The organism is Polaromonas sp. JS666, assembly GCF_000013865.1.
GTDB lineage: Bacteria > Pseudomonadota > Gammaproteobacteria > Burkholderiales > Burkholderiaceae_C > Polaromonas.
On record NC_007948.1, the window covers coordinates 433,111 to 446,120 of the forward strand.

The window sequence follows — 13,010 nt, forward strand, 5'->3', positions numbered from 1 at the left end:
CTGCGCCGGCTCATGATCGGCCTGCCTGAAAACCACCAAGAAATGCGTCCAGCGCCATGCCCATGGCGTCCACCTTGTAGCCGCCCTCCTGCACGATCACCGTGGGCAGGCCCAGCGCCCCGGCTCGTTCGCCGACCTGGCGGTAGGCATCGATCTCGACCTTGAGCACGCTCACCGGATCGTCCTTGTAGGTGTCGAAGCCGAGCGGCAGCACCAGCGCCCGTGGAGCGAAGTCGCGCAGCGCCGCCAGCCCCGCATCCAGCGCCTGCAGGAAGGGCTCGCTGCCGGCGCCGTGCGGCAGCGGCAGGTTCAGGTTGCAGCCCGCGCCGGCCCCGGCGCCGCGCTCGTGTGCGTAGCCGCTGTAGAACGGGTAGTAGCCGGCCGGGTCGGCGTGCATCGACACGGTCAGCACGTCGGCGCTGTCGTAGAAGATGTGCTGGGTGCCGTCGCCGTGGTGGGCGTCCACGTCGAGCACCGCCACGCGGCCGTAGTGCTGCAGCAGCCGGTGCGCGGCACAGGCGCTGTTGTTCACGTAGCAAAAGCCGCTGGCGCTGTCGCGGCAGGCATGGTGGCCCGAGGGACGGCACAGTGCATAGGCGGCGTCACCGGTCTGGCACACCGCGTCGGCGGCGGCCACGGCACTGTGCGCCGAGCGCAGCACCGAATGCCAGGTGTGGGGACCGATGGGGCAGGACAGGTCGCGCAGGTAGTAACCCGCCTGGGCCACGACGGAGGGCGACGGGCACGGCCCGCGCGCCGCATTGACATGGCCGCTGCAATACGGCGACAGGTTGGGCAGCACCTCGATGCCGGGTTCGAGCCCGGGCAGCTTCACGGCCGTCCAGCGCGCGTAGGCACCCTCCAGGAAGTCGAGGTAGTCGGTGCTGTGCACGGTCTCCAGTGGGGCGCGCCCATAGTCCGGCGGCGTGGCCACGGCTATGCCATGGGCTGCCAGCGCGGCCTGCAGGGCGTGGGCCCGGGCCGGCAGGTCGGTCGGCTTGCAGATCCGGCCCAGCCGCATGAACTGCTGCGGGTCGTGCAGCAGCTGGTCGTCGGCAAAGAAGGCCTGCATCACGGCTGCTCCTGCTCCAGCCGGACCATGGCCCGGTCGAAGCGGGCAAACATCTCGTCGACCTGTGCGGCCGTGATGATCAGCGGCGGGCAGAACGCCACCGCGTCACCCATGGCGCGCACGATCAGGCCCTGCTCCAGCGCCAGTTCGGCCAGGCGCGCGCCGACCTTCTTCGCCGGATCGAACGGTGTGCGGCTGGCAGGGTCCGCCACCAGTTCGATGGCACCGATCAGGCCCACGCCGCGCACCTCGCCCACCAGCGGGCGCGACGCATGGCGCTGCAGGCCCCGCTGGAACTGCGGCGCCAGCGACTGCACATGCGCGAGCAGCTGTTCATCTTCATACACCTTGAGCGTCTCAAGCGCCACAGCGGCGGCCACCGGATGGCCGGAGTAGGTGAAGCCGTGGCCGAAGGTGCCGATCTTCCCGCTGTTGGCCGCCACGGCCGCATGCACCTTGCCGGACACCATCACGGCCGAGATCGGCATGTAGCCCGAGGACAGGGCCTTGGCCGAGGTCAGGATGTCGGGCTGCATGCCGAAGGTGGTGGAGCCGAACATCTCGCCGGTGCGGCAGAAGCCGCAGATCACCTCGTCAGCCACCAGCAGCACCTCGTACTTGCGCAGCACCGCCTGGATCTTTTCGAAGTAGCTGGCTGGCGGCACGATCACGCCGCCGGCGCCCATCACCGGCTCGGCGAAAAAGGCGGCCACGGTGTCCGGGCCTTCCGCGAGGATGCGCTGCTCCAGCGCTTCGGCCAGCCGGGTGGCGAAGGCTTCCTCGGTCTCACCCGGCAAACCGTAGCGGTAGTGGTGCGGGCAGTCGACGTGCAGGATGCGGGCTATCGGCAGGTCGAAGTCGCGGTGGTTGGGCGCCAGGCCGCTGAGGCTGGCCGCCGCCACCGTGACGCCATGGTAGGCGTTCTTGCGCGCGATGATCTTTTTCTTGTCCGGCTTGCCGATGGCGTTGTGGTAGTACCAGACCAGCTTGACCGCGGTGTCGTTGGCCTCGGAACCCGAGTTGGCGAAGAACACCTTGGACATCGGTACCGGTGCGATGTCCAGCAGCCTTTGCGCCAGTTCGATGGCGGCCGGATTCGAGCGATGGTTGAAGGTGTGGTAGTAGGGCAGCGCATGCAACGCGTCGCAGCCGGCCTTGGCCAGCCGTGCATTGCTGAAGCCCAGCGATGCGCACCACAGGCCCGACATCGCTTCGAGATAACGGCGGCCCTGGTCGTCTTCGACAAAGATGCCGTCGCCGCGCTGGATCACCAGCGGACCGACTTGCGGATGGGTGGCGAGATTGGTGAAGGGATGGAGATGCGCCGCAATGTCGTGCGCAGCGTTCTCTGCATGGGTAAATGCGTTCATGGATGGGGCCGGTTGCAAGATAAAGTCAGTGAAGTCAGGCTGGTGCGCCGCCGCTCAGTAGCCGCGCGCCAGGTCAACCAGGTTGACCGGGCGCTGACCCTGTTGCAACGATGCAAGGTTGGCGAGCGTCTGCTGCGCAATGACCAGGCGGTCGGTGCGGGTCGCGATGTGTGGCGTGATGAGGATGCGCGCGTTGCCCCAGAACGGATGGTCCCGCGGCAGCGGCTCCTGCGAGAAAGCGTCGAGCGTGGCGGCCGATAGCTGGCCGCTTTCCAGCGCAGGCAGCAGATCGGCTTCGACCAGGTGGGCGCCGCGGCCGACGTTGATCAGGTGCGCGCCGCGCGGCAGTTTGGCGAACAGTCCGGCGTTGAGGAAGCCCCGCGTCTGCGGCGTCAGCGGCAGCAGGCACACCAGCGTGTCGCAGCCCGAGAGAAACGCGTCGAGCTGGCCGTCGCCGTGGAAGCCGGTCACCCCGTCGGGTAGCGCGTCCTTGGCGCTGCGGCTCCAGCCGCGCACGGTGTAGCCGATGGTCGCGAGCGCCTCGGCGCAGGCCATGCCCAGCGTGCCCAGGCCCGCGATGCCGACACGATGGCGGCGCGGCGAAACGACGTCCTGCTCCTGCCATTGACCGGCAGCGGAGCTGGCCACATAGGCCTTCATGCCGCGGTGGTGCTGTACCACCGCCCAGCTCACATAGGCCTTCATGCCTGCGGCCATGCCGGTGTCGACGATGCGGCACAGCGGTAGTTGGCGCGGCAGCTCCGGGTCGGCCACGATGTGGTCGATGCCTGCGGCGAGCGACTGCACCAGCGTCAGATTGGGGAGCTGCGCGAGCAGGCCGTGCGGCGGAAACCAGCAGACGGCCGCGTCAATGTCTTCAAGAATGCCGAGGTCGGAACCCATGCGCAGGTCGACGCCGGGGCAGACCTCGTTGAAGGCGTCGGCGAGGTACTGCATGTTCAGCTCCTCGCTGAGCAGCGCCACGCAAGGCGCCGGCTTCCTGATGGCGTTCAATTCCATCAAGCCACCATCGCAGGGGTTTCGTCCAATGCATTCGGCGACGCCAGCCGCGGCACCGCATCGATCAGTTGCCGCGTGTACGCATGCTGCGGATTGCCCAGCACCTTGTGCGTCTCGCCATACTCCACGACCTCGCCGCGCTGCATCACGGCGATGTGGTCGCACATCTGCCCCGCCACACGCAGGTCGTGCGTGATGAACACCATGGCCAGCTGGAACTGCTCGCGCACCTGGGCGAACAACTCCAGCACCTGTGCCTGCACCGACACGTCGAGCGCCGACACCGGCTCGTCAGCTACCAGCAGTTCGGGTTGCATGGCCAGCGCGCGGGCGATGCCGATGCGCTGCCGCTGACCACCCGAGAACTCGTGCGGATAGCGCTGCGCCGCATCGGCACCGAGGCCGACCAGGTTCAGCAGTTCCATCGCGCGTGCCATGGCTTCGGTCTTGCTCACGCCCTGAGCGATCGGGCCGCCGGCGATGGCCGCACCCACGCGGTGGCGCGGGTTCAGCGACGCATACGGATCCTGAAACACCATCTGGATCCTGCCCGCGGCTTCGCGCCGGAAGGCTTCACCCTGCGACAGGTTGCGGCCCTTGAAGAGGATGCGCCCGCTGTCGAAAGGCGCCAGGCCGACCAGGCAGCGGCCCACGCTAGACTTGCCCGAGCCCGACTCGCCCACCAGTCCCAGCGTCTGGCCGCGGTGCAGCTCGAAGTTGACGTCCTTCGCGGCCTGCACCGAGCGGGCGCGTTTGAAGAGGCCGTTGCCCGACTTGTAGATCTTGCACAGGTCCTGCACCTGCAGCACCCGCACCACATCGTCGGTGGGTGTGGCGCGTTGCGCCTGGCCGTGGGGAATGGCGGCGATCAGCTTGCGCGTGTAGGGATGCTGTGGCGCGCGGAGCACTGCGCTCGCAGGCCCAGCCTCGACGACCTTGCCGGTCTGCATCACCACCACATGGTCGGCGATTTCCGAGACCACGCCGAAGTCGTGCGTGATAAAGAGCACGGCCGTGCCGCGGCGCTGCTGCAGCTCGCGCACCAGCTTGAGAATCTGTGCCTGCGTCGTCACGTCGAGCGCGGTGGTCGGCTCGTCGGCGATCAGCAGCACCGGCTCCAGTACCAGGGCGCAGGCGATCATCACGCGCTGGCGCTGGCCGCCGGAGAGGCGGAACGGGTAGCTGTCGATCAACAGCTCGGGGTCGGGCAAACCGACATCGGCCAGCGCGGCAAGAATGCGGCGCCGCTTCTCGGCGGCCGGCACCGAGCCGTGCGCGTCGAACACCTCGCCAATCTGCTCGCCGATGCGCATGACCGGGTTGAGTGCCGTCATCGGCTCCTGGAACACCATGCCGATGCGGCGTCCGCGCAGCTCGCGCATCTGTGCTTCGGTGAGTGACAGCAGGTCGACGCCCTCGAACAGGATCTTGCCGGCCACCGGCGCCACCTGCGGGCGTGGCAGCAGGCCCATGACCGCGTTGGCGATCATCGATTTGCCCGAGCCCGACTCGCCGACGACGCACAGCGTCTGGCCCGGCAGCACGGAGAGTGTGGCGCCTTCGACGGCCAGCGCGCGGTCGGCACCCTTGGGCAGGCAGATGCTCAGGTCGACGATGTCGAGCACGGGTTGCACCGGCTTCATCGGCGTCACGGTGGCGTTCATTTGCTCCTCCCGTCGAGTCGTGTGTTGAGGCCGTCGTTCAGCCCTTCGCCCACGAGATTGAGCGCAAGCACCGTCAGCACGATGGCCAGCCCCGGGAACAGCGCCATCCACCAGGCCTGGCGCAGCACCGTGCGGGCCGAGCCGACCATGTAGCCCCAGCTCATCTGGTTCGGGTCGCCGAGACCCAGGAAGCTCAGGCTCGACTCCAGCAGGATGGCCGTGGCCACCATCAACGAAGCCATCACGATGATGGGCGACATGGCGTTGGGCAGGATTTGCGTGAGGATGATGCGCGGCGTCGACTGGCCGGCCAGCAGCGCCGCCTGCACGAAGTCGCGCTGGCGCAGTGTGAGGAACTCGCTGCGCACCAGGCGCGCCACCGGCGGCCAGGACACGATGGCAATGGCCGCCACGATGGAGCCGACCGAGGGCTGGAAGATCGCGACCAGCACGATGGCCAGCGCAAAGCTGGGCACGGCCTGGAAGATTTCGGTGAAGCGCATCAGCGCTGCATCGATCCAGCCGCCGAAGTAGCCGGCGATGGCGCCCAGCGTGACGCCGATCAGCAGCGCGACGACGGTAGACACCACGCCGATCAGCAGCGAGATGCGCGCGCCGTAGATGACGCCCGACATGATGTCGCGGCCCAGCGTGTCGGTGCCCATCGCAAAGCCGGGTTCGGTCCACGGGCGGAGGAAGGGCTGCTGCACCATGCCCCACGGGTCGTTCGATGCGATCGACGGGCCGATGAGCGCAACGACGGCCACCAGCAGCAGCACGGCCATGCCGATCACGGCACCCTTGTTGCGGCAGAAGCGTTGCCAAAAAGGACTTTTCATCATGTCAATTCGATTCTCGGATCGACCAGCGTGTAGACGAGGTCGGTGATCAGGTTGAACAGCACCGCCATGGCCGCGGTGACCAGGAAGGCGCCAAGCAGCAGGCTGTAGTCGCGCTGCAGCAGGGCGTCGAACATCAGGCGGCCGATGCCGGGCCAGGCGAATACCGTCTCGGTCAGCACCGCGCCGCCTATCATCCCGCCGGCCTGGATGCCCGCCAGCGTGACCACCGGCAGCAAGGCGTTGCGCAGCACGTGCGCGCGCAGGATGCGGCCGGGCCGCACACCCTTGGCGCGCGCCGTCTTGATGAAGTCCATCTGCGCCACGTCGAGCATGGCCGCACGCGTCATGCGCGCATACACGGCCATGTAGAACAGCGCCAGCGTAAGTGCCGGCATCAGCAGGTGCTGCGCCACGTCCCAGGCCAGTGCCAGCCCGGTCGCGCCGGAGCCCACCGTGCTGAAGCCGAAGCCCGGCAGCCAGTCGAGCTGCACCGTGAACACCAGCACCGCCATCAGCGCGAGCCAGTAGAGCGGCGTGGCATAGAAGATGAGCGCCACCACGGTGATGGAACTGTCGACCCAGGTGCCCGCCCGTCGTGCCGAGAGCGCGCCGAGCGTGATCCCGAAAAGCAGCGACAGCGCGAACGCGCTGCCCGTGAGCAGCAGCGTCGCAGGCAGCCGGTCCATGATCAGCTTGAGCACGGGCTGCTGCTGGCGGTACGAGAAGCCGAGGTCCAGCCGCACCACCTTGCCGATGTAGGTGGCGAGCTGGGTCGTGATCGGCTGGTCCAGCCCGAACTGCGCACGCAGCTGGGCAACGAACTGCGGGTCTGACGCGCCGGCCTCCCCGGCCAGCACCGAGACCGGGTCGCCCGGCGCGGCACGCACCAGCATGAAGTTGACGGTGGCGATCAGCAGGATCGCCACCAGACCCTGCAGCACGCGGGTCAGCATGAACTGCGTGCGCTTCATTTGCAGCCCCCGTCGCTGCGCCGGTCCGAGCACGCCATCATGCGATGGACGCGGTGCTCAGGCTGTCGTTCAGGCCGATGGCCGAGCTCACGATGTTGCTGAGCTTGGTGCGGTAGAGCGTCGGGAAGTTGATTTCGTACAGCCAGGCCACCGGCACTTCGTCCAGCAGGATTTTCTGCGCCTGCAGATAGATCGCCCTGCGCTTTTCGGGATCGCTCTCCTTCGCGCCGGCGTCGAACAGCGCGTCGATCTTCGGGTTGGAATAGCCCTCGACGTTGTTGAACGGCGAGCCCTTGGCGATGTTGGCCGTGGTGTAGTTGCGCGCCACGCCGAGTGCCGGGTCGCCGTACTGGTAGACGTAGGTGAAGGCGAGGTCGTAGTCCCACTCGTTGAGTTTCTGGTTCCAGCCGGCCACGTCGGTCGCGACCATCTCGATCTTCACGCCGGCCTGGGCCAGGTTCTGGCGCAGGATTTCGGCCGAGCGCGTCCAGGTTTCGCCGTAGGGCAGCGGCAGCATGCGCAGCGTTTCGCCCTTGTAGCCGGCTTCGGCCAACAGCTTTTTGGCGGTTTCGACGTTGCGCGGGTACTTGGCGACATCGGTGCTGTGGAACTTGATGTTGCTGTTGAACGGGCCGGTGGCGGGCTTGGCGAAGCCTTGCCAGGCCACCTTGCAGATGGCTTCGCGGTCGATCGCGAACATCATGGCCTGACGGAACTTGATGTTGTCCATCGGCGCCTTGCGGTTGTTGATCCACAGCCAGGCATGCGGCGCAAAGAACTCCCAGCCCTTGGTCGTGACCGCGGCACCCGGCAGTTTCGACAGGCGAAGCACGTCGAAGTATTCGACCGCGCCGCCGGGCACCAGGTCGACCTTGCCCGACTCGAAGGCGGCCGCGCGCGAGGCCGCATCGGGAATGATGTGGAAGTAGATGCTGTCGACCAGCGGCACGTCCTTGACGTGGTACTTGTCGTTGGCCACGAGCTGGATGTAGGAGCCCTTGACCCACTCCTTGAACTTGAAGGGGCCGGTGCCGATCGGCGTGGCGTTGGCCGGGTTGGTGGCGAAGTCCGTGCCTTCGTAGATGTGCTTGGGCACCATCGGCATGCTGCCGACTTCAAAGATGCCGAGGAACGGGCCGAACGGGTACTTGAGCTTGAACTCGACCGTCAGCGGGTCGATGGCCTTGATGCTTTCGATCGCCGCCAGGTTGGCGCGCAGGCGTGCGTGCGTCTTGCGCAGGAACACGGCGGCCGAGAACACCACGTCCGCCGACGTGAAGGGCTTGCCGTCATGCCACAGCACGCCGGGCTTGAGCTTGAAGGTGAACAGCGTGCCTTCCTTGTTCGAGGTCCACGAGGTCGCCAGCGAAGGCAGCGGAGTGATCTTCTCGTCGTAGCGCAGCAGGCCTTCGTAGATGTTGCCGGCGATCAGCTGCGTGGGGGCGTTTTGCGTGATGCCCATCATCAGTCCCGGAGGCTCGGGTTGAACGACGGCGTTGATCACGCCGCCCTTCTTGCCTGCGGCCAGCAGATGCAGAGGCACACCGGCCAGCGTCAGGCCGGTGGCGGCAGCGGCACCCATTTGAATGAGGTTGCGACGTTTCATGAGAACGAACTCCTTGTGGCTCTGTCGAGGTTGAGGGAAGCAGGGTGGGAGGGAAAAATCAATCGCGAAAGGACGTGACCGCGGCAGGCTCCAGCCGCTGCAGCAGCGCGCGCCATTCGCGCGCGTCCGGATCCGGCAGGCCGGGCAGGCGGTTGCTGTCGCCGCTCTCGTACTGCCGTGCTGTTTTTTCGCAGACCTCGTGCGGGACGGGATACACCGGCGAGCCGCTGGACTGGATCGCCACCTGCACCCGGCAGGCGCGCTCCAGGTTGAGCATCAGGATGAAGGCCTCCGCGATGGTGCGCCCCAGCGTCACCAGACCGTGGTTGCGCAGGATGAGCGCACGCGCCGTCGGGCCCAGGTCGGCGACCAGGCGCTCGCGCTCGTCTGCGTCGAGCGCGATGCCTTCGAAGTCGTGGTAGACGACGCGCTTGTAGAACTGCAGCGACCACTGGTTGCAGGGCTGCAGCCCGCCGGCGAGCGATGACACCGCCACGCCCGCCACCGTGTGGGTGTGCAGCACGCACGCGGCATCGTGGCGCGCCGCGTGCACGGCGCTGTGGATGGTGAAGCCGGCAGGATTCACGTCGTAGGGTGACTCGTCCAGGATGCGTCCCTCGAGGTCGATCTTGACCAGCGACGACGCGGTGATGTCGCGGAACAGCATCCCGAAGGGGTTGATCAGGAACTGGTCATGGGCGCCGGGGACACGCGCGGAAATATGCGTGTAGATGCTGTCGTCCATGCCATGGAGCGCCACCAGCCGGTAGGCGGCGGCCAGATCCTCGCGTACCCGGCGCTCGGCGTCGGACATGGGTGTGGCCTTGTGACCCACTGCGTGCAACGGCATATCTTGTTTCCCTCTGTAAGTAAGGCGCGGCTTGAGCGCGCCGGTGCTGTTTTGGGCGATTCTGGTTGGAATACTGTCGACAGTCAACATATAACGGATTGAGCAATTTTCGGGCCAACGAGGCCTGTGACCCCCTTCCGGCAACCGTGCGAGCGCGCAAAGACATCGCCTGCAGGCCGCATGCACGCTGGATTTGCAGGTATGAAGCGCGCGCAGCTCCTCTTTTTTGGGGGGTGGCGAACCGGCTCCGGCGTATGCTTCGGCGGCACGCCGTGGTGCACCAATCAGGTGTCTTCGCACCATTGCGCGCTCGCTCCCGGCAGGCGGGGTGATTCACGTATCCGAACGGTGTAGTCCCAACAATCGGTGCATGACGATCTCCCGCACCGTTTTGCAGGGGGGCATGGGTTGCCAACGCTGTACGCTCTGCGAGGCTCGTTGTTCAGCTTCCGCCGTGGGCGTGGTGACGCGATCTCCATACCCTGAATTTGCCGCAGGCGATGCAACAGGGTGGGCGCTGCGACCCGTGTATCACCTCGATCGTGTGCCGGCGCTGCTGGGGGCAGGCCTGTCCTGGGTTGCCAGGCCTCTTTTTGCGCGATTTCAGGGTGCTGCACCCTGCATGAAGGCCTCGAACTCGGCGATGGGCAGCGGCGGGCAGAACAGAAAGCCCTGGTAGTAGCCGCAACCCAGCCCGGCCAGAAAGCTGCGTTGTGCCTCGGTCTCGACGCCTTCGGCAATCACATCGAGTCCCAGGCTTTGCGCCAGCGAAATGATGGCGCTGCAGATGGCAGCGTCGTTCGGGTCGCTGAAGACGTCCGCAATGAAGCTCTTGTCGATCTTCAATTGGTCCAGCGGTAGCCGCTTGAGGTAGGACAGCGAGGAGTAGCCCATGCCGAAGTCGTCCAGCGCCAGGGTCACGCCCAGCGCCTTGAGCGTGCCCATCTTGGCGATGGCGATCTCCATGCGGTCGGCCAGCAGGCTCTCCGTCAACTCGAGCTTGAGGTTGTGGGGCTGGATGCCGGTATGCTTGATCGCAGCCATCACCATGTCCACGAAGTCGGGGTGGCGGAACTGCCGCACGCTCACGTTGACGGCAATGCTCAGGCCTGCCGTTTCAGGCCGTTTCTGCCAGACCGCCAGCTGCAGGCAGGCTTGCTCCAGCACCCATTGACCCAGCGGCAGTATCAGGCCCGTCTCTTCGGCCACCGGAATGAACTCCGCCGGGCTCACCATGCCACGCTGCGGATGCTTCCAGCGCAGCAGCGCTTCGACGCCGGTGATGCGCTGCTCGCGGTCGACCTGCGGCTGGTAGTGAACCAGGAACTGGTGTTCCCGCAGGCCGGCGCGCAGGTCGGTGCTCAGGGCGGCGTTGGCGCTGACGGAGGCCTGCATGTCCGGATCGAAAAAGCAGACGGTGTTGCGGCCCATGGTCTTGGCCTGGTACATCGCCAGATCGGCCTGCTTGAGCAGTTCGCTGACACTGCCTTGCCGTGCATTGAAGGGCGTTACCCCGATGCTGGAGGTGCTGTAGTGCTGATAGCCCGCCAGGTCATAGGGTTCACGCAGGGTGGCCAGCACTTTTTCGGCCACGATCTGGGCCTTGCGGGTCGCCGCTTCGGGCTGCGTGCCCAGGTCCTGCAGCATCACCACAAACTCGTCGCCACCCAGGCGCGCCACGGTATCGAGCTTGCGCACGCATCCCTTCAGGCGCACTGCCACCTTCTGCAGCAGCAGGTCGCCCTTCGAGTGGCCCACGGTGTCGTTGAGGATCTTGAAGTTGTCCAGGTCGATGAACATCAGGACACCTTCCTGCCGGGTAATGGTGCAGTCCGCCAGCGCCTGTTCCAGCCGGTCCAGCAGCAATTGGCGGTTGGGCAGCTCGGTCAGTGGATCGTAGAAGGCGAGATGATGGATCTTCTCGTCGGCCGCCTTGCGCTGGGTAATGTCGCGGCCCACGGCGACCCAGTGGGTCAGATCGCCGTTTTGGGCAGCCACCGAGACGATTTCCAGATCCACCCAGAACGACCCGCCATCCTTGCGGTAGATCACCAGCTCGCCGCGTGCCTGTTTCCATTGCTGCAGTGCGCTGAAGATGCGGGCGAGTTCGTCTTGCCGCGTGCCAGGCCCCTGCAGCATGCCCGGCATTCGGCTCAGCACCTCGTCGCGGGTGTAGCCGGTGTGCCGCTCGAAGGCGTCATTGACGAAGACGATCTGCGGCCCTGACCCGTGATGCGGCGACGCCTCGACGATGACCACAATGTCGTTCAGCCGCGCGATGCCGGTCTCCAGCAGCATCAGCTGCTCCTGGGAGTTTCGCCGCTCGCTGACATCGCGAAAGTAGACCGCCAGTCCCTCGGCAAACGGATAGGCGCGTACTTCCAGCCACTTGCCGAGCGGCGCATCAAAATACTCGAACTCCACCTGGCGGTTCGTGGCCAGCGCCCGCTGGATGTGCTGGCGCAGCCGGCCGCTCACCTCCTCGCCGAAATCCTGCCAGATCTCCTGACCCAGCAATTCGGCGGTCGAACGCTGCAGCAGCCGCTCGCTCTCCTGGTTGAGGTAGGTAAAGCGGCCCTCCCGGTCCAGCGTCACAAAGGCCTCGGTGATGCTGGCCAGCGTCGTGGTCAGGCGCATGGCCAGGCGCAGGGTTTCCTCCTGCGCCTGTTTCCTGGCGTTGATGTCCTGCAAGGCGCCCTGGATGCGCGTGATTGCCCCTTGGCCGTCCCGCACGACTTCGCCGATGATCCGCACCCACCGCCGGCCGTCCTGCGCCGTCAGCATCTGGGCCTCCTCATCGAAGGGCGTGCCCTTGCGCGCGCATTCGCTGATAACGTGGCGGAGTCTGCCGCGCGATTCAGCCGCGTAGTGGAGCAGCAGTTCCTCGAGTGTCTGCGGCATGGCAGCGCTGGTGCCGAGAATGGCCGGGAACTCGGATGACAGTGTCAGGCTGTCGTCCGCGAGGTTCAGCGACCAATTGCCCATCTGCGCGGTGCGCATGGCGATGTGCAGGCGGTTCTCACTGTGCTGCAGGCGCATCCGGCTCTGCTGTTCGCGTTCTGCGCTACGGTCCGCAAGGAACTTGTGCTGGCGCCTGAGGTCCAGCTGCGCCACCACCTGCCGGCCCAGAATGTTGAGTGCGTCCAGGTCACCGTCCCGGCACGCGCGCGCAGCGGCGTCCATGACGGCCAGCACGCCCAGCGGCGTGCCATCGGACGCAATAAGCGGGACGGCCGCGAAAAAGCGCAGGCCTGCCGGACCGGCCACCAGCGGGTGGCGGGACAGGGTCGGGTCCGTTGCGGCGTCGGTGATGGTCAGGGGCTGTCCGCCACGCAGCAGAACCTGGGCGTAAAAATCTGCCAGGCTGTCGGCCTTCTCCGGAAGGCCCACTGACCATGAGGATGAAGTCGTCTCTTCGCCCGCCAGATGCAGGATGGCCGCGCCAGTTCCGCAGAACCGCGCGGCCAGCTGGACCAGCCCGTCAAAGTCAGGCTCGGACAGGGGCACCATGCTGGTGCCGGATGCAGCGGCTACTGCTGCGCTGGGTGGGATGGTGGGCAGGCTGGATGTCACAAGGCGTTTGTTCCTGCGAATGAACGCATAAGTGGTGCATGG

The 13,010-nt window shown here is 66.4% G+C and carries 9 protein-coding genes; all 9 read right to left on the reverse strand.

The window, feature by feature from the left end; genetic code table 11:
* Nucleotides 1–10: 10 nt before the first annotated feature.
* The 9 genes from BPRO_RS02085 to BPRO_RS30775 all read right to left on the reverse strand — a co-directional run bounded on the left by BPRO_RS02085 (nt 11) and on the right by BPRO_RS30775 (nt 12,968).
* Nucleotides 11–1,072: a histone deacetylase family protein gene (locus tag BPRO_RS02085; protein ID WP_011481391.1), complete on the reverse strand. Its 1,062-nt coding sequence runs from the start codon at nt 1,070–1,072 to the stop codon at nt 11–13.
* A complete protein-coding gene (locus BPRO_RS02090; RefSeq protein ID WP_011481392.1) occupies nt 1,072–2,442 on the reverse strand; it encodes an aspartate aminotransferase family protein in 1,371 nt (456 codons plus the stop codon). The genes BPRO_RS02085 and BPRO_RS02090 overlap by 1 nt, the downstream gene beginning before the upstream one ends.
* Before the next feature lie 54 nt (nt 2,443–2,496).
* A complete protein-coding gene (locus BPRO_RS02095; RefSeq protein ID WP_011481393.1) occupies nt 2,497–3,462 on the reverse strand; it encodes a 2-hydroxyacid dehydrogenase in 966 nt (321 codons plus the stop codon).
* Nucleotides 3,462–5,126 carry an ABC transporter ATP-binding protein gene (locus tag BPRO_RS02100; RefSeq protein ID WP_011481394.1) on the reverse strand — a complete coding sequence of 555 codons (1,665 nt, stop codon included), beginning with the start codon at nt 5,124–5,126 and terminating at the stop codon, nt 3,462–3,464. The genes BPRO_RS02095 and BPRO_RS02100 overlap by 1 nt, the downstream gene beginning before the upstream one ends.
* A complete protein-coding gene (locus BPRO_RS02105) occupies nt 5,123–5,965 on the reverse strand; it encodes an ABC transporter permease (protein WP_041388239.1) in 843 nt (280 codons plus the stop codon). The genes BPRO_RS02100 and BPRO_RS02105 overlap by 4 nt, the downstream gene beginning before the upstream one ends.
* Entirely contained in the window at nt 5,965–6,939 is a 975-nt protein-coding gene (locus tag BPRO_RS02110) for an ABC transporter permease (RefSeq protein WP_011481396.1), read from the reverse strand. The genes BPRO_RS02105 and BPRO_RS02110 overlap by 1 nt, the downstream gene beginning before the upstream one ends.
* Before the next feature lie 37 nt (nt 6,940–6,976).
* A complete protein-coding gene (locus BPRO_RS02115; protein WP_011481397.1) occupies nt 6,977–8,545 on the reverse strand; it encodes an ABC transporter substrate-binding protein in 1,569 nt (522 codons plus the stop codon).
* A 58-nt stretch (nt 8,546–8,603) separates the two neighbouring features.
* The gene (locus BPRO_RS02120) at nt 8,604–9,395 is read right to left on the reverse strand and encodes a class II aldolase/adducin family protein (protein ID WP_011481398.1); all 792 of its coding nucleotides are present in this window, start codon (nt 9,393–9,395) and stop codon (nt 8,604–8,606) included.
* 603 nt (nt 9,396–9,998) lie between these two features.
* Nucleotides 9,999–12,968, reverse strand: a complete 2,970-nt coding sequence (locus tag BPRO_RS30775) for a bifunctional diguanylate cyclase/phosphodiesterase (protein WP_011481399.1) — start codon at nt 12,966–12,968, stop codon at nt 9,999–10,001.
* Between the last annotated feature and the right edge of the window lie 42 nt (nt 12,969–13,010).

Excerpts from the sequence above, each read along its gene's own strand:
- BPRO_RS02115 (WP_011481397.1), bottom strand. The coding sequence starts at position 8,545 with ATGAAACGTCGCAACCTCATTCAAATGGGTGCCGCTGCCGCCACCGGC.
- BPRO_RS02100 (WP_011481394.1), bottom strand. The coding sequence starts at position 5,126 with ATGAACGCCACCGTGACGCCGATGAAGCCGGTGCAACCCGTGCTCGAC.
- BPRO_RS02110 (WP_011481396.1), bottom strand. The coding sequence starts at position 6,939 with ATGAAGCGCACGCAGTTCATGCTGACCCGCGTGCTGCAGGGTCTGGTG.
- BPRO_RS02120 (WP_011481398.1), bottom strand. The coding sequence starts at position 9,395 with ATGCCGTTGCACGCAGTGGGTCACAAGGCCACACCCATGTCCGACGCC.
- BPRO_RS02105 (WP_041388239.1), bottom strand. The coding sequence starts at position 5,965 with ATGAAAAGTCCTTTTTGGCAACGCTTCTGCCGCAACAAGGGTGCCGTG.
- BPRO_RS02090 (WP_011481392.1), bottom strand. The coding sequence starts at position 2,442 with ATGAACGCATTTACCCATGCAGAGAACGCTGCGCACGACATTGCGGCG.
- BPRO_RS02085 (WP_011481391.1), bottom strand. The coding sequence starts at position 1,072 with ATGCAGGCCTTCTTTGCCGACGACCAGCTGCTGCACGACCCGCAGCAG.
- BPRO_RS02095 (WP_011481393.1), bottom strand. The coding sequence starts at position 3,462 with ATGGAATTGAACGCCATCAGGAAGCCGGCGCCTTGCGTGGCGCTGCTC.